Genomic DNA, 17,315 nt, shown 5'->3' on the forward strand with positions numbered 1-17,315 from the left:
ATATGGATCTTACCTACAAGGCTGCTGCAAAAGAATGGACGGAAGCATTGCCTGTCGGCAATGGGCGGCTTGGCGCTATGATCTTCGGCGGCGTGGAAAAGGAGCTTCTGCAATTAAATGAAGATACGTTATGGTCCGGTCCGCCAAAGGACTGGAACAATCCCCAAGCGAAGGAACTGCTTCCGGAAGTGCGTCAGCTTTTATATGAGGGGCGGTTTCTGGAAGCGGATCAATTGAGCAGAGGCATGTTGGGGCCTAATACGCAATCTTATTTGCCGCTTGGCGATCTGCATCTGCAATTCGATCATGGGATGGAGTTTAGGCTGGAAAGTAGCCTTATGGGCACGCTTCCGAGACGGCAATCGAGCTTTGCGTCTGATTGGAAATTTGCTGCAGCTTGTAAAAAGTGAGCAATCTTATGAAAACAAGAGAGGCGTATATGCCAACCTGTTCGATGCGCATCCGCCGTTTCAGATCGATGGCAATTTCGCAGTAACCGCTGGCATTGCCGAGATGCTGCTGCAATCACATCAGGGGTATCTAGAACTGCTTCCCGCCTTGCCGGACAGCTGGCCGGAGGGTTCCGTCAAAGGCTTGAGGGCGCGTGGAGGATTTGAAGTTGACATCAACTGGGAAGAGGGCTTCATTCGGCATGTACGAATAGTGTCCCAAGCCGGGGAGAAGTGCAAGCTTCGTATCGATGAACATAGCGAGGTATGGGATGCGGATGTTCGCGTTCAGACAGACACGGCTGAGGCAGGGATAATCAGCTTTGCAACGGTGAAAGGCAGAGGGTATAGCATCACCACTCCATGATTACAAGACCGGAACTCCAAGGGCAGAATGGGGTTCCGGTCTTTTTAGGTTATAAGGAGCAATGGAAAGGGACTAAGCATCGAATAAATATACAGGATTTGCGAAAGATGTGGGGTACTGCCCGAATGTTAATGCCTATATGATGAATTTGAGAAAGAAAGTTGGCTGTACACTGGATCTGAATAAATGAGTTGGATGCTTGTAAGGAGGACCTATGTATAAAATACTTGCTGTCCTGGGGGACTACTATCATCCCAGAGAATTACTCGAAAAGTCTTTGATGTCAGCGGTGCTTTCCGCTATCGGAGATCGGACTTCTACGGAAGTGAGAATAATTGAAATAAAGGATTTGATCGGTGCATTAGACGAGCGGCCGGATGCTGTCGTTCTATTCAAGGAGAATCGGCTTGATCCCGAAGGTGATTCGCAATGGATGTGGATGACGGAGGAAATAAGTCATGCGATCCAACAGTATGTCATGCGTGGCGGCGGCTGGCTGGCCTGGCACTCCGGCCTTGCCTCCTACCCGGCAAATGGCGAGTATGTCCAGATGCTGAGAGGTCATTTCCTCTCACATCCGACGCTGCACCAGCCTGTAGATTATGAAGGAGCGGGCATCAGGTTTACGATACTGGACGAACACTATTTTGTAAGCTGTCAGGAAGATCAGACCGAAGTCTATTTACGTTCTTCCTCCGTAGATGGGAGTTCCATCGCTGCTTGGAGACATACCTTTGGAGATGGCAGAGTGAGCTGCCTCACACCGGCTCATCTTCCCGATGGATTAGAACATGCGAGCGTCATTCAACTATTGGGAGAAGCGCTTGCTTGGTGTGCGGGCGTGAGCAATTCGGTGAGCAAGCCAATCGCAATAAAGGAGGAGACGCAGCTGTGACAGATAGAGCGCCTAACTTGATTGAAGATGAGCAGCGAGTGGAACGAGTAAAAAGAGCACTGCTCAGCATGCAAAGATTTTCCTGGGAACAAGGGGTTGCAGCTCAAGCAATGTTAGAAAGCGGAGATTCAGAGCTGGCAATCTTGTTAGCGAGAGATGCGGTTGTTCGGCAAGATGCTTCGGGTAAACTGGGTGTCATGAATGACGGATACTCAGTTACTGACTCTGCGGCCAATGGCGAAGCCGTTGCCTATGCAGCTAAGCACACGGGCGACCCGATGTTTGTGCAGGCGGAGGCAAGCATGCTCGAATGGCTGCTGCACCAAGCCCCCCGAACAGAGGAGGGGATTTTGCACCATGTGGTAGATAAGCCGCAGGTTTGGATTGATTCGTTCTATATGGCGCCGCCTTTTTTGGCGGTATGCGGTTATTACCAAGAAGCAGTAAGACAAGTTGATGGCTACTGGAAGCTTCTCTGGGACCCGGAGGCCAGGTTGTTTTCCCATATATGGGATGATGGGGCGAAATCATTCGTTCGCAAAGCGCATTGGGGTGTAGGCAACGGGTGGGCAGCTGCCGGCATGGTCAGGGTTTTGGACAGCCTCCCTGATTCGATGAAGGCGGAGCGAAACCGCATTTCTGGCTATTTGCTGGAAACGATTGACGGTTGTTTGCTGCATATGCGCGAAGATGGATTGTTCCACGATGTTATGGATGATGCAGAGACATTTGTCGAGACCAATGCAGCGCAAATGCTAAGCTATACCATTTATCGGGCTATTGGAATGGGACTTCTGGGCAATGGCTATGCACGCTACGCGGATGGTATGCGCAGAGCTGTTCACGGACGTGTCGACAGCGATGGACTCGTTCAAGGATCGTGCGCGGCGCCATTTTTTGATCGGCCGGGGACCGCTCCGGAAAGTCAGGCATTCTTCATGCTAATGGAAAGCGCAGCTAGGTCATTCGCCCTGCTAAGCGCAAATAGAGCTGGAGAAGCTGGAGCGTCAACGGAGAACGGTAAAGGAGGGGAGTCATGAGTCTGGATGTCATTTGTCTAGGAGAATTGTTAATTGATTTCGTTTCCACGAACAAAGATGTACCTTTGACGGAGAGTACAGGTTTCCTTAAAGCACCAGGCGGAGCGCCGGCCAATGTTGCAGCTGGTATTGCAAGATTAGGCGGAACTGCCGGATTCATCGGCAAGGTCGGGCGCGATCCGTTCGGCTACTATTTGAAAAGCGTGCTTCAGCATTTGAAGGTGGACACCTCCTATTTGGCGTTTGATGAGGAGGCCCGGACTACGCTCTCCTTCGTGGCGCAAAAGCCGGACGGAGATCGGGAATGCATGTTTTATCGTCACCCTGGAGCGGACATGCGTCTCATGCCAGAAGAAATTGTAGAATCCTACATTTGCAATGCGACAATTTTTCATTACGGGTCTATTAGCTTAGGCAGTGAAAGCAGCAAAGCAGCTACCTTTCGTGCACTTGGATATGCGCGTGCCCACAATCTGCTGATTTCCTATGACCCCAATTTGCGAATGGATCTGTGGCGAGACTCGGAGCAGGCATACAAGGAAATTAATGAAGGGTTCGGCTATGCCGATTTTGTCAAAATCAGTGAGGAAGAGTATCCGTTCATAACGGGCTGTCAAGATGTCGAGGCTTGCGGCCGGTACATTTTAGACCGGGGAGCCAAACTGGTTGTCGTTACATTGGGCAAAAACGGGTGTTATTACACAACGGGGCAATCAAGTGGATATGTAGCCGGATATGCTGCTCAGGTTGTGGATACAACGGGAGCCGGAGATGCTTTCGTGGCAGCGATGCTGCATAACTTTGCGCATTGTATGAAAGCAGGCGTACCCCATCTGGAACAAGGGCTGCCTCAGATGCTGCTTTTTGCTAATGCGGCTGGTTCCCTAGCGACTACGCGCATCGGCGCGATTCCTTCGCTGCCGACGAAAGAGGAGGTAGAGGCGCTGATAGTTTGAGCGCTTCGTGCAGAGAGGAGTCAGAGGCTATGAAAAGTCTGGTTGTAGACAAAGACGGACAGCTAGCTATCCGTGAAATAGCGAAGCCCGTGCATGGGGAATATCAGGCGTTGGTGAAGATGGTTAGCTGCGGCATTTGCCGTGGAACGGATATGAAGCTGATTCATGGGGAATTCAAAGGATTTGATACGTATCCTGCGGTGCTGGGGCATGAAGGGGTAGGTCGTGTGGTGGAGACGGGGGCACGCGTCCGGCATTTGCAAGTTGGAGATTTAGTGCTGCTGCCGTTTCTCGAAGGCGTGACGGACGGGGTTCATTCCGGATGGGGGGCTTTCTCCGAATATGCGGTTGTAGGAGACAGCAAATCTTTGCTCGAAGATGGCAAAGGGCCGGGATATCCGGAATTCTCCGAAGCTTACTATGCCCAGCAGCGGCTGCCGCATGATATTGATATCACGGTTGCTCCCATGATCATTACCTTTCGCGAGGTGCTCAGCGCTTGCAAACGTTTCGGATTCCGCCCCAATGCGAGTGTGGTCGTTTTTGGAGCGGGTCCTGTCGGGCTTGCCTTCGTCACGTTTGCCAAGCTGCTGGGTATGGGACCCATCATCGCTTCTGTAACGAGTGACGCGAAGGTGGAAGAGGCGCTGCAGGCCGGTGCGCACTACGCCTTTAATAGCAAGCAATGCGATTTGACAGCAGCGGTAAGAAACATTTGTCATAACGGTGTGGACTTTTCTGTGGATGCTGTCGGTAAAAATGAAATTATTAACCAGAGTATGGAACTGCTTGCACCCTACGGGCATATTTGTTGCTACGGGATTTCACCCGAAACCCAAATGCGTCTGGATTGGACCAAAGCGCCGTATAACTGGCATCTGGATTTCATTCAATGGCCCTCAAAGCTGGAAGAATCGGAGAGCCACCTGCAGGTGATGAATTGGATTGCGTGCGGTGTTCTGAAACCAGAGGCATTTGTATCAACAGTATTCGACTTTGATCACATTTTGGAAGCATTCGAGTTGGTTGGAACAAACAGCGGTCTGAAGAAAACAGTGATCACGTTCAAATGAACGAAGGGACGAAACACATAGATTGAAGGAGGAATTTAAAATGAAAGAACCAAAATTGTTCACATTATTGCCGGAAGAGTATGTTACGACACCCGATGGTATGGCGGTAGCATCGGATGGAACACTGGTGCTATCCTGTCCCAATTTCGCCGATCATTCCCGGCCAGGCTGCCTCGTCAAAATCGATTCCCACAGACAAGTGCGCAAATGGGTCGAAGTACCGGTTCATGCGGATACAGGAATCGCTTGCCCGATGGGCATCGCTTTCGGACCGGACGGTGACGTGTATATTTGCGACAATCAAGGCTGGTCGGGCTCGGAGGCAGGCAGCTTCAAAGGCCGGATTCTGAGGCTTCGCATCGTGGATGACCGAGTGGTTGCAGCGACTGTTGTTGCGCAAGGGATGGAGCATCCTAACGGGATTCGCATTCGCGGCTCGCATATGTATGTCACACAAAGTGTGTTGACCAAGGTAAAGGATCCTACGGGACTGCTGCGAAGCTGTGTGTATCGGTTCGGACTCGACGAGGAGGGCATTCAGATCAACAATACGCTGGATGATCCGCATATGCTGACAACGCTGCTGACCCTCAATGAGAACGATCAATATGGTGCCGATGGCATTGAGTTCGATCCGCAAGGCAACTTGTATGTAGGCAATTTCGGCGATGGAGCCGTCCACAAGATTACGTTTAATTTGGATGGTACAGTGAAGGACAACGTCGTTTGGGCGAAGAACCCAGATCAACTGCAGACGACCGACGGCATGGTGATGGACGAAGGTGGCCATTTGTATATTGCCGATTTCTCAGCCAATGCAATTGCCAAGGTATATCCGGATGGCACAGTCGAACGGTACGCCCAAAGCCCGGATTCCAATGGTTTCAATGGTGAACTCGATCAGCCTAGTGAGCCGATTATCTGGAATGGGAAGCTGATCGTTTCTTGTTTCGACCTGGTAACGGGCCCTGGCAAAGTGAATACCAAGCATGAACTGCCGGCAACGATGTCAGAGCTCGATTTATAAAGGAGTCCTGTATGGAAAAAGTACTAATCACTCCGAAATCATTTCATAATTACAAGGAAATTGTATACCCGCTTATGGCCGAGCGGGGCTACGAGATCGTGGAGAACCGATTCGGGCGAACGATGACGGAGCAGGAAATCATTGAGCTTGCCAGTGAAGGCGTCGTCGGCATCATTATTGGGGTTGACCCGCTGCCGGCAGCTGTGCTGGAGAGATGCAAAGATGTGCGCGCCATCTCGAAATACGGGATGGGCCTGGACAATATTGATCTTGAGAAAGCCAAGGAGCTTGGCATCGAAGTCAGAAATGCGGCGGGCACGAATCACATTTCGGTAGCCGAGCACGCGATCGGTCTCCTGTTTGCTTTGGCAAGACACATTCCGCAAAATGTTACTGCGGTCAGGCAGGGCGGGTGGGAGCGGGTCTTAGGCGTCGAGCTGACCTCCAAGATCATCGGTGTGGTTGGCGGAGGCCAGATCGGAAGAGAGGTTGCGCTCCGAGCCAAAGGTCTTCGCATGCAGGTTGCCATGTACGACCCTTACATGCACGATGAATCCTTCCTGGAGACGAACGGTATCCGCCGTTTACATGATCTGGATACGCTGCTGGAGCAGTCCGATATCGTATCGCTGCATCTTCCTTATACGCAGGAGACGAAGCACCTGATCAACAGTCAAACATTGGGCAAGATGAAGCGCTCAGCTCTGATTATCAATACATCCAGAGGGGAACTTGTGGACGAAGAAGCTTTGTATGACGCTCTTGCTGGAGGAGTAATTGCTGGAGCCGCTCAGGATGTATTCTCAATGGAGCCGCCGGAAGCGGGCCATAAATTGTTAGGCTTGGAGCAGTTTCTGCTAACCTCACACACAGGAGCTTTCACCAAAGAAGCCGTGGAGCGAATGGCGACGATATCGACATACAATTTATTAAATATGCTGGAAGAACATTCGAAAGGAGCAGCAAGATGCTAAAGCTGCAAAAAGCCGAAAGGCCAACCCTTTATTTCATTGGCGTGACGACGGCTCAATCTTCAATTATGAAATTATTCCCGCTCTGGGCGAAAGCACTGGGGCTCAAGGACGCCATCATTCAAGGGATCGACATCGGCATTCACGCTGATGCTGATCTGTACAGAGAAGCTGTTGAATTTATTAAAAATGATGAACTATCGCTTGGAGCATTGGTAACGACTCATAAAATCGATCTTTACCATGCAGCCAAAGATTTGTTTGATTATCTGGACCCCTATGCGACGATGTTCGGCGAGCTTTCCTCCATATCCAAGAAAGACGGCCGGCTGGAAGGCTATGCCAAGGACCCAATCTCCAGCGGGTTGGCTCTGGAGGCTTTCGTCCCCGAGGGCTACTGGGAGGAGCATGGCGGTGAGCTGTTTGTCATGGGGGCAGGCGGCAGCGCGATCGCAATCTCTGCTTATCTGCTTGATCCGCGCAAAAAGGACCGGCCAACCAAACTAATCGTGTCCAACAGGAGCAAGCAGCGTCTGGACGAAATAGAACGGATCATGAAGCTGGTTGCGCCCGATGCCGCCGCCGCCTATTACTTAACGCCAGAATCGGCTAAGAACGACGAAATTCTGAGCGGGTTAAAGCCGCATTCACTGGTCGTTAATGCCACAGGGCTTGGTAAAGATCAGCCCGGCTCACCCATTACCGATGAGGGATGTTTTCCATCCCAAAGTTTGGTATGGGAGCTTAACTATCGAGGTGCTCTTGATTATTTGCACCAAGCCAACCGCCAGAAGGAAGGAAGCATGCTTCACGTCGAAGATGGCTGGATCTATTTTATTCACGGCTGGACGCAAGTGATTCAGGAAGTCTTCCATCTGGACATAGATCCAGCTGCATTTGCAGAGCTGGAGAGCATCGCAGGCACTCTGCGTTAACCCTTTTTGCCCGACTTTACCGATAGATTGGAGAGAAACTAGATGAGTTTACAAGCTGCTACGATCCCTTTTTCCGCTCATTTTGATTTGACAAACGGATTGTCGAGAGATTATGCCTCCACCAGACGGATGTTGTCTAAAATGGCCGGGATGTATGAGAATGATAAAGCATTCGCTAATTTGGTAGCGGAAGGCGATCCGCTTGTCTATGAGTTTTATGAGCTGACGATGCCAGAAGCCCCTAACGAGCTGTTGTTTGGTACGAGTATTGTGCATCCTGGGAAAGTTGGACGTGAATATTACATGACGAAGGGTCATTTCCATACCATTCTGGATACTCCTGAAGTGTATTATTGCTTAAGCGGTGAAGGGTATATGCTGATGGAGAATCCAGAGGGAGAGTGGCAAGCCGAGCGTTTCACCCCCGGACAGGCCGTATACGTCCCACCTCGCTATGCCCACCGAAGCGTGAATACAGGGAATGAATCACTTGTGACTTTTTTCGTGTATCGCGCGGATTCAGGTCATGATTACGGCACAATTGAAACCAAAGGTTTTCGCAAGCTGATTGTTGAAGAGAAGGGCGCTCCTGTCGTTGTCGATAATCCAAAATGGCGTGACGGAGAGGAGAGTTAACCGATGGAATACACCTATCTCGGAAGAACTGGGATGAAGGTTAGCCGGCTTTGTCTTGGCACTATGAACTTCGGCGTGTCTACCGATGAAAAGGAAGCATTCCGTATAATGGATGAAGCGCTGGATGCAGGCATTAACTTCTTCGATACTGCGAATATTTATGGTTGGGGCGAGAACTCGGGTGCTACTGAAACCATAATCGGCCGTTGGTTTGCCCAAGGGGGCAATCGTCGCGAACGAGTGATCCTTGCTACCAAGGCTTACGAAAAAATATGCAATCCGCTCGATGGGCCTAACGATGAGAAAGGATTGTCACTGTACAAAATTCGCCGACATTTGGAAGGATCGCTTCGCCGCTTGCAGACGGAGCATGTCGAGCTATTCTTCATGCATCATATCGACTGGCGAACGCAATGGGATGAGCTGTGGGAGGCTCTTGAAGGCGTGGTGCGCCAAGGGAAAGCCGATTACATTGGTTCGAGCAACTTTGCCGGCTGGCATCTCGTCAAAGCACAGGCGGCTGCCAAAGATCGCAAGTTCATGGGGCTGGTCGTTGAGCAGCATATTTACAGCCTGCTCAACCGGACGCCCGAGTTGGAGGTTCTACCAGCTGCGAATGATCTTGGAATTGGCGTTGTCGCATGGAGCCCGATGGCAGGGGGCGTTCTAGGCGGCAGCGCGCTTAATTCGACTTTAAGCAACCGCACCGCACAACAGAAGGCTGTTATTGAGAAGAACAGATCTAGTCTCGAAGCGTATTCCGCTCTTTGTCGAGAGCTCGGGGAGAAGGAATCTAACGTCGCTCTGGCTTGGGTGCTTGCGAACCCCGCGCTTACCGGACCGATTATTGGACCGCGTACAGTTGAGCAGCTGCGTGATGTGCTCCGGGCTGTTGAGATCAAGCTGGATGCTTCTGTTCTGCAAAGACTTGACGAATTATTCCCTGGACCGGGTGGTCCGGCTCCCGAATCCTATTCCTGGTAAATAAGTTATGATAGAAGATACGCTCAAGCATGATAAAGCTCGTTTCCTACAAGGAATCGGGCTTTCAATCTTTTTTATTCAAAAGATGGTCTAATTCTAGTACTCTATAGATATTGAACTATCTTTCGCGCAGTAAAAATGGGAGGGAACATCATGTTGGCGAGAATCAGGAAAGCATATCTAGAGCTCCCGATCCGTTTAAAGTTTCAAATCTGGTTCATGCCATTATTAATTGTCTCGGCTGGAAGCATCGGATTCATCTCTTATGTGACCGCTTCGAACCAAGTGCTGGATAAAATTGCTCAAGCGCAAAACAACATTTCCTCACAAACGGTATCCCATTTGGATTACTTGGCCAAAGATATTTATGATATTTACAGTTATTTGTCGCTTTCGTCAGAGCTGCACGACTTGCTCTCTCCAGAGGCCAGCTACAATTCCGCTCAGGTGGTCAACTCGATGATTAACCGACTGCTAAGCACCCGGCAATTTTTCCAATCCCTCCTGATTTTTTCTGACAATCATCCTACGATTAAATTTAATAGCTTGAATAATAACGAAATTATTAGCTATGAGGCATACAAAACGAGCGGGATTTATGTTCAAACGGTTTCCCAGGTTGTCAAAGGCGCTTGGGGAGTGGAGGAAGGTCCGATGAAGCTGTTTATCGGCGACCAGCGCAGGAAGGTATTCTACAGCAAAGTGCTCGTGAATCCGGAAAGCCTCAAGAAGGAAGGGTTGATGCTCATAGGCATGACTGAAGAGGACTTCCGCAAATCGTTTGGTCCCGCACGTGATAACGTTGAAATTATCGTAATTAATGAGGACGGAACGATCCTCTCTGATTCCGACGGCAAGTGGAGCGGCCGTGCGTTTACGGAGCTGCCTTATTATAATCATGTGCCGTTCAGCAAAGTGGATTGGGACAAGAACGAGAAACAATGGCTGATCACACATACTGCTTCTGCAGCGACGGGTTGGCATGTGCTTGTGATCCAGCCTAAGATCGAGGAGCTTAAGCAGCTGAATCAAATTCGTTGGTTGACTATTGGCTTTGTTGTGATGATTCTACTTATTAACGTGCCGCTTAGCTGGCTTCTCTCCAGACTCTTCTCCAATCCGTTGATGCGGATTCTGAGATCGATGCGGGAATTTCAAGCCGGAGATTTCCAACAGCACGTTGAGATTGAGCTAAGAGATGAGATTGGCCAGCTTGGCAAAGGGTACAATACGATGGTTATGAGAATCAAGGAATTGATTCAAGATGTATATGAATCCGAAATATCGCAAAAAGAGGCTGAACTCAGGATGCTGCAATCGCAGATCAATCCTCATTTTCTCTATAATACGCTGAATTCGATTACCTGGATGTCATATCGTGAAGGTGCTGAAAAGACGGCCGATATGATTCAAAGATTGTCTGAATTTTTCCGCTTTAATTTGAGCCAGGGCGCGGATGTCATAACGATCGAGAAGGAGCTTATGATTGTTGAAAATTATTTTTTTCTCAGCAAAATTCGCTTTAGCGATAAGTTAACTTATTCGATTGAAGTGGAGGAGCATCTCCGGCAGTTCCGTGTGCCTAAGCTGCTTCTGCAGCCGCTTGCCGAAAATGCTGTGGTCCACGGGATCGAGCAGATGGAGGGGCAGGGCTTTATTCATCTCTCCATCCGTGAAGAGGGTCAGCAGCTCATTTTCGAAGTTACGGATAATGGCATGGGGATGGCGCCGGATACACTCGAGAGACTAAGAATGGCGGTTCTCATGGAGAAGCGAACCGGTTCTGCGGACATTGAAGGCGGCTTTGCCTTGCTGAACATGAGGGAGCGATTACAGAATCATTTCGGAAAAGGGATCGCTATTGAAATCAATAGCCGGCTTCACTTCGGCACATCGGTCAAATTAAAAGTAGATATGAGCGATGCTCATTATAGAGAGGAATGAGGGTCATGCATAAATTGTTTATCGTTGAAGACGAGCCGGAATTTCGCGGAGGCATTCTCACGATGATCGATTGGGAGTCCGAGGACATCCTCATTACAGGGACCGCCTCCAATGGCCTCAGAGCATTGGAGATGATGGAGGCTGATAGGCCGGATATTGTTCTTACGGATATCCGCATGCCGATCATGTCCGGACTGGAACTCATTGAGGAAATATCCAAGCGAAGCTGGGATCTCATTCCAGTGCTTTTAACTGGACACAGCGAATTTGAATATGCCCAGCAGGCTGTCAAACTTGGCGTGCTCGATTATATTCTTAAACCTTGCAACCCCAAGCAGGTCTTAGAGGCTATTGTGCGAGCCAAAGGTAAATTAGTTGGCAAGCGGAGCCAAGATTCCCAGTTTGGTCGATTGGAAAGGCAGTGGAATGCCAATATCCAAACGATCAAAGAAGATAGGTTAATGAAGTGGCTGCGATCCACCGATCCGCAAAACGTGGGAAATTGTCTGGAGGAAATCGCTGAATACGGGATTAGGCTAGTGAACAATCCGGCTTTGGTTATTGTATTCCGGTTCGATACCAAGGAATTAAAGACCCTAGCCTATCGGGATGCCGACCTGGCACTCATCCGTTACGCGGCTTCGAACATCATGGAAGAAAGTATTGGAGACCTCTTCACGGGCAAGCACGAGCTGCTGACGCTTGAGGATCAATTCATCTTGATTGCCAATGCGCCGCAAGCAATGACTCATACGGAAATTCAGATGAGTCTTGAAGGGATACAGCGCAATTTAGCCGTATTTTTAAAAGTGAGCGTAAGCATTGGTGTGGGATCAGCGACTAGTCTGGCTGAGATTGGCCACTCTTATCGGAAGGCAAAGGAAGCGCTGTCGCGTCGTTTTTTCCATGGAGCAAACGGCTTGTTTATCGCATCGGAGGCCAAGGAGCTGGAGTCATCTGCAGGGGATGCTTCTAAATTTCAGGAGGATTTCGCTGATTTTGAACGGCGTATTCGCGAGAACATCGCTTCAAGCAATTTTTCGGATTTTGTCATAGAGGTGGAGGAATGGCTGAATACGTTCCGGGAGCAGGATCTTTCCATCCAACGGATTCATTTGCATACCTACTCATTAATTGACTCGCTGATTAAGGAAATTAAAGCTGCAAACGGGGACTCCGCCAAATTGTATGTAGAGCAGTTCGAAGCCTATGCCGAGCAGGTGCAGTGCCAAGAAACGTTCGAGGAACTGTCAACGCTGCTGACGGTTGTTATTCAGAAATTCGTTGAGCTTAGAAATACACAAAAACCGCTTCATAAGACTATTAAATATGTGCTATCCCTGATAGAGGACAAATATATGACGAATTTGACGCTGAAATCGATTGCCGAAGAAGTTTTCATATCCCAATCTCACTTGTCAACGTTATTCCGCCAGGAAATGGGGATTAATTTTCTCGACTATTTGCACCAGTTCAGAATAGATAAAGCGAAGCTTTTGCTCAAACAAGATAATGGGAAAGTCTACACGGTAGCACGTGAGGTCGGGTATTACGATGAAGCGCATTTTGTCCGCTTTTTCAAAAAATGGACGGGAATGCTGCCCTCCCAGTACAAAAAACAAAATGGCTCCTAATAAACATACAGCTTTACCGAAGAATCATAGGTTATGCCCCCAATGAGCCTGTTTTATAATGAAATTACAGCGCTGATGCAAGATTAAATGATATGGAGGGGTTCTTTTGAAAAAGTTTCTTAATACGGTTACGGTCATTGTGATGTTTGCCAGCCTCGTTACGGCTTGCGGGAAACCGGATCAAGCAGGGTCAAGCAGCACGACAGACAAAGCCCCAAGCGCGACCAACACGCCTAACGCAGATAAAAAGACAGAGAGCGGTCAGAAGGTCGAAATTAAGTTTTTCAGCAACAACCCGGATCGCGGAGGTGGTCAAGGGAAAGCGGAGCAGCTATTAATTGACCAGTATATGAAAGAAAATCCTTCTATTAAGATATCAGTGGAAACGCTTTCTCCAGATCCTCAGTTCCAAGATAAGCTGAAAATTTATAACGTTTCGGATACTCTCCCGGATGTCACGATGATGTGGGGGGGCGCACGCTATCTCGGACCTTTGGTTAAGAACAATGCGCTTGTCAGCTTCACCAAGCAGGATTTCGCTGGTCAAGGATTTATCGATGCGGCATTCGATTCTTTCACGTTGAACAATAAGATTTATGGAATCCCTAAAAATACGGACTTTTTGGTCCTGTATGTCAATAAAAAAGTGCTTGCCGACCATGGATTGGAGCCTCCTAAAACAGAAGCCGATCTTTTCAAAATTGCTGAGAAATTGAAAGGCACCAATGTTGTGCCGATAGCGCTGGATGGAAGAGATTCATGGCCGTTGGGCTTACTGTTTGATGCTGTTGTAGCGCGTCAATCCGGCGGTTTCGACTTGTATCATAAAGCGATTGATCGCTCTGGCTCCTTCAAGGATCCAGCTGTCATTACCTCAGCGAAGAAATTGCAGGATATGGTGAAAAGCGGCGTATTCGGCGAAGGCTTCCTGAACTTGGATTACGGAGCAGCTAGAAACTTGTTCGGACAAGGCAAAGCTGCCATGTACTTGATGGGCCAATGGGAAATGGGGGTTTCGACCGATACGAACTTCCCGGATGATGTGCGCAGCAACATGATCGCCATTCCGTACCCAGCTTCTGATGATGGCAAAAGTCCGACAACCGATCTTCTGGCCTGGTTTGGCGGCGGATACAGTGTATCCAGCAAATCCAAAAATTCCGGTGAAGCCAAGAAATTTGCCATCTGGATGTTCAAAAAAGAGAATTGGTCCAAAACCGTTTGGCAGAATGGCATTACGTTCCCGGCACAATCCTATGATGAGTTCAACACGGGCAAGGAAACCCAAATTCAAAAGGATCTGACGAATATTCTCAAGTCGGCCAAAGTGTTCAGCGGAGCGAACTCGCAGGATCGTTTCTCTGCTTCCACATCCAAGGGCTACCTGGATGCCATTACAGAGCTGTTGGCGCTCAAGTCAACACCTGAGAAGTTTGCTGAATCCATCGACGTTATTGCCGAAAAATCAAACAAAGAGTTGAATCCATAATTCAATAGTTGGAAACGGAACATGGAGCAAAGCATAGTTGAGGGTTTTGCTCCCTTTCACAGAGAGAATTGGAAGTGGTGGAGGAACATGAACAAACTTTGGATGGAGAAACGGAATATTGCTGTGTTAATCATGCCGGGGCTGGTATTCATTCTCGGATTGATTTTATTGCCTATTCTGGTCGCGCTTTATCTAAGCTTCACGAATTATGACGGGGTAGACTATCTCTTCCTCGGTTTGGACAATTACAAAGAAATTTTCTTCCATGATCCTGTGTTCTGGAGTTCGCTTCGCAATGCAGTCTTACTGGGCATAGCGTTCATCCTGCTGCAGCATCCCCTGGCCATCTTGATGGCGATTGTTACCCCTCATACCGGCAGGTGGGAACGTTTCCTGCGTGTAGTCATTTTCATTCCGTCCATTATCTCGACGTTCGTGACCTCGCAAATGTGGGTGAGCATTTTGTCGGTTCAATATGGGCTGCTTAATCGGGTTCTGGCTGACATCGGGTTGTCTTCTTGGAAGCAGGACTGGTTAGGGAACCCGGATATCGCTATTTACTCCATTATCTTCGTGGCGATGTGGCAAGGTTTTGGTTATGCTTATCTGCTCTACTATGCAGGAATCAAAGGCATTCCGTCAGAGTTGTACGAGGCGGCAGTCGTTGATGGCGCCAACAAATGGCAGTACAATTTGCGGGTCGTGCTTCCGCTGTTGTCACCTGTCATCCGTATTAACTTCGTTCTCGCCGTCGTTGCTGGATTTAAACAGATGGAGACGGTCTTCTTGATGACTGGAGGCGGACCTGCCAACAGCACACAATTTCTGGCGACGTATTTATATTCCAAGGCGTTCCGCGACGGGCTATTCGGTTACGGAAGTGCGATCTCCGTTCTGTTCGTGTTCTTCTGCCTGCTCCTGACACTGTTGATGAATCGCTTGCTGAAGAAAGATGTAGGTGAATTCTAATGAGGACCTTATCCAAGCCTTATACACAATTGGTGCAGATAATCTTTTATATAAGTTTGGCTCTAGTAGCGATCGCACAAATATTCCCATTAATTTGGATGATCAACTTCTCGCTGCTAAAAAGCGGTGATTTCTTCGGCAGCAACATTTTAAAATGGCCGAGCCCTTTCCAATGGAAAAATTATGCCGACGCGTTTAAGCTCGGACACGTGCCCGCTTACCTGCTGAACAGTGCGATTGTTGCTGTTGTCGTTATCGCGGTGACCGTCATCGTTTCGCTGATGCTCAGCTATGTGATCGCAAGAATCGACTGGAAATGGAATAAATATTTGGCTGGCCTTGTCATGATTTGTATGATTGTACCGCTGTATTCAACGCTTTTGCCGAATTTCTTCATATTCAATAAAATCAAATTAATCGATACCTATTTCGCCCTTATTTTACCAAATATTGCTTTTCTAATCCCTTTAAGTGTGTTTATCTTTATCGGATTTCTAGAAACCACACCTCGGGCAATCGAGGAGGCTGCCGTTATTGATGGGCTAAACTTGCTGGGCGTTGTTTTTCGCATCATTATTCCAATATCCAAACCCGTGATTTCGTCTGTTGCCGTTCTGGCCTTCCTAAACACTTGGAACGAATTCATTATGGCGGTTACCTTCATACGAACAGACACGTATAAAACATTACCCTTTTCGTTAATTCAGTTTACTGGTGAATATGCGTCCAATTATGCTGCTCAATTCGCAGTAATGACTGTGATCGCGCTCCCTTCTGTTCTCCTATACATGATTTTCACAGAACAAATTACGAGCAGCTTGACTGCTGGAGCCGTTAAGGGCTGAAAGGTTTGTGCTATTAAGGTACCGCTAGCATTCAATGCCCAAGCTGTCCATAAGGCTATCAGCCGAAAGGACGGCTTTTTCATTAGAAAGAGAAATTCCATGGACGGGGAGGTTTAGCTTTGCATGCCTATTCAAACAGTAAGAGGCCCTGTCGCCATGCAGGACTTCGGTTTCTGCCACAGCCATGAACATTTGTTTCTCGCTCCCGGGCAGCCTTCTTCATTAAATCCGGCCCTGTGCCTTGACGATTACCACCAAAGTGTAGAGGAACTGCTTCTCTTCCAAAGCTGCGGAGGCCGAGCTATTGTTGATGCCCAGCCTTTAGGCTGTGGGAGAATCGAATCGTGGCTACTGGAAGCCTCGATTCGCACAGACACTCATATCGTTGCTTCGACGGGCTTTCACAAACTTAGCTTTTACCGGGATGACCATTGGATACGAAAATATGAACAGGACCGACTATTTGACCTATTCGTTCATGAGCTTACAGAAGGCATGTTCCTTCGCACAGACCTCGATGAACCGAATAGCTGCATGACGGCCAAAGCAGGTGTGATCAAAACCGCCATGGATGAGGAGCGAATGAACGATCCTGATAAAAGGTGGTTTCACGCTGCTGCTTATGCCGCAATCCATACAGGCGCACCTATTCTTTGCCATATTGAATCCTATACTCAGGCTGAAACTTTGGTGAATATGTACTTAGAGCTTGGAGTTCCTGCCGGGCAAATCATCATCTGCCATTTAGATCGAAAGCTGGACCATTTAGCCATGCACCGTAAACTTGGGGAAATGGGTGTTTATCTGGAGTATGATACGATTGCTCGCTACAAGTACCACTCGGATGAGGAAGAAGCGCGTCTTATTCATCAAATGATGGACTGGGGGCTGGAGAAGCGAGTTTTACTGGGCCTTGATACGACCCGGGAACGCATGAAAAGCTACGGTGGGAAAATAGGCTTGGATTTTATTAGCCGGCACTTTATTCCTTTATTGAAACACAACGGGGTCAGCAATGAACAAATTCGCTTAATGATGACGGATAACCCGGCAAACGCGTTTGCCTTGAAAGCAAGCAAACCCATATCGGCTAATTAGGAG

Annotated in this window: 16 protein-coding genes and 1 pseudogene; all 17 read left to right on the plus strand. The window is 48.6% G+C overall.

Features of this window, described 5'->3' with window-relative positions; translation table 11 throughout:
- Window positions 1-2 precede the first annotated feature (2 nt).
- The 17 genes and pseudogenes from BC351_RS40850 to BC351_RS40930 all read left to right on the plus strand — a co-directional run bounded on the left by BC351_RS40850 (window position 3) and on the right by BC351_RS40930 (window position 17,312).
- Window positions 3-410 carry a glycoside hydrolase family 95 protein gene (locus BC351_RS40850; protein WP_158082400.1) on the plus strand — a complete coding sequence of 136 codons (408 nt, stop codon included), beginning with the start codon at window positions 3-5 and terminating at the stop codon, window positions 408-410.
- Window positions 310-816 (plus strand): annotated as a pseudogene (locus tag BC351_RS41955) (glycoside hydrolase family 95-like protein); the annotation flags it as partial. The gene BC351_RS40850 and the pseudogene BC351_RS41955, both read left to right, overlap by 101 nt.
- 214 nt (window positions 817-1,030) lie before the next feature.
- Window positions 1,031-1,711: a ThuA domain-containing protein gene (locus BC351_RS40860; RefSeq protein ID WP_079421423.1), complete on the plus strand. Its 681-nt coding sequence runs from the start codon at window positions 1,031-1,033 to the stop codon at window positions 1,709-1,711.
- Window positions 1,708-2,751, plus strand: coding sequence for a glycoside hydrolase family 88 protein (locus BC351_RS40865; RefSeq protein ID WP_208629928.1), 1,044 nt, complete (start codon window positions 1,708-1,710; stop codon window positions 2,749-2,751). The genes BC351_RS40860 and BC351_RS40865 overlap by 4 nt, the downstream gene beginning before the upstream one ends.
- Window positions 2,748-3,707: a PfkB family carbohydrate kinase gene (locus BC351_RS40870; protein WP_079421424.1), complete on the plus strand. Its 960-nt coding sequence runs from the start codon at window positions 2,748-2,750 to the stop codon at window positions 3,705-3,707. The genes BC351_RS40865 and BC351_RS40870 overlap by 4 nt, the downstream gene beginning before the upstream one ends.
- A 29-nt stretch (window positions 3,708-3,736) precedes the next feature.
- Entirely contained in the window at window positions 3,737-4,780 is a 1,044-nt protein-coding gene (locus BC351_RS40875) for a zinc-dependent alcohol dehydrogenase (RefSeq protein WP_079421425.1), read from the plus strand.
- A gap of 40 nt (window positions 4,781-4,820) precedes the next feature.
- Window positions 4,821-5,807, plus strand: a complete 987-nt coding sequence (locus BC351_RS40880) for an SMP-30/gluconolactonase/LRE family protein (protein ID WP_079421426.1) — start codon at window positions 4,821-4,823, stop codon at window positions 5,805-5,807.
- Window positions 5,808-5,818: 11 nt separating this feature from the next.
- The gene (locus tag BC351_RS40885) at window positions 5,819-6,781 is read left to right on the plus strand and encodes a phosphoglycerate dehydrogenase (protein WP_079421427.1); all 963 of its coding nucleotides are present in this window, start codon (window positions 5,819-5,821) and stop codon (window positions 6,779-6,781) included.
- Entirely contained in the window at window positions 6,775-7,713 is a 939-nt protein-coding gene (locus BC351_RS40890) for a shikimate dehydrogenase family protein (protein WP_079421428.1), read from the plus strand. Before BC351_RS40885 ends, BC351_RS40890 begins: the two co-directional genes overlap by 7 nt.
- A 42-nt stretch (window positions 7,714-7,755) precedes the next feature.
- On the plus strand, window positions 7,756-8,349 hold the full coding sequence (locus BC351_RS40895; protein ID WP_079421429.1) for a glucose-6-phosphate isomerase: 594 nt from the start codon (window positions 7,756-7,758) through the stop codon (window positions 8,347-8,349).
- Window positions 8,350-8,352: 3 nt separating this feature from the next.
- Window positions 8,353-9,333, plus strand: coding sequence for an aldo/keto reductase (locus BC351_RS40900; protein ID WP_079421430.1), 981 nt, complete (start codon window positions 8,353-8,355; stop codon window positions 9,331-9,333).
- 153 nt (window positions 9,334-9,486) lie between these two features.
- On the plus strand, window positions 9,487-11,277 hold the full coding sequence (locus BC351_RS40905) for a sensor histidine kinase (RefSeq protein ID WP_158082401.1): 1,791 nt from the start codon (window positions 9,487-9,489) through the stop codon (window positions 11,275-11,277).
- A 5-nt stretch (window positions 11,278-11,282) separates the two neighbouring features.
- Complete coding sequence (locus BC351_RS40910) at window positions 11,283-12,911, plus strand: response regulator (RefSeq protein ID WP_158082402.1); 1,629 nt, start codon at window positions 11,283-11,285, stop codon at window positions 12,909-12,911.
- A gap of 106 nt (window positions 12,912-13,017) precedes the next feature.
- Window positions 13,018-14,400: an ABC transporter substrate-binding protein gene (locus BC351_RS40915; RefSeq protein ID WP_079421433.1), complete on the plus strand. Its 1,383-nt coding sequence runs from the start codon at window positions 13,018-13,020 to the stop codon at window positions 14,398-14,400.
- Window positions 14,401-14,487: 87 nt separating this feature from the next.
- On the plus strand, window positions 14,488-15,369 hold the full coding sequence (locus tag BC351_RS40920; RefSeq protein WP_079421434.1) for a carbohydrate ABC transporter permease: 882 nt from the start codon (window positions 14,488-14,490) through the stop codon (window positions 15,367-15,369).
- Complete coding sequence (locus BC351_RS40925) at window positions 15,369-16,214, plus strand: carbohydrate ABC transporter permease (RefSeq protein ID WP_079421435.1); 846 nt, start codon at window positions 15,369-15,371, stop codon at window positions 16,212-16,214. The genes BC351_RS40920 and BC351_RS40925 overlap by 1 nt, the downstream gene beginning before the upstream one ends.
- Window positions 16,215-16,337: 123 nt before the next feature.
- Window positions 16,338-17,312 (plus strand): phosphotriesterase family protein, encoded by a 975-nt coding sequence (locus BC351_RS40930; protein ID WP_079421436.1) that lies wholly within the window; start codon window positions 16,338-16,340, stop codon window positions 17,310-17,312.
- Window positions 17,313-17,315 lie beyond the last annotated feature (3 nt).

Origin of the sequence: Paenibacillus ferrarius (assembly GCF_002027705.1) — a bacterium.
GTDB classification, from domain to species: Bacteria; Bacillota; Bacilli; order Paenibacillales; family NBRC-103111; genus Paenibacillus_E; species Paenibacillus_E ferrarius.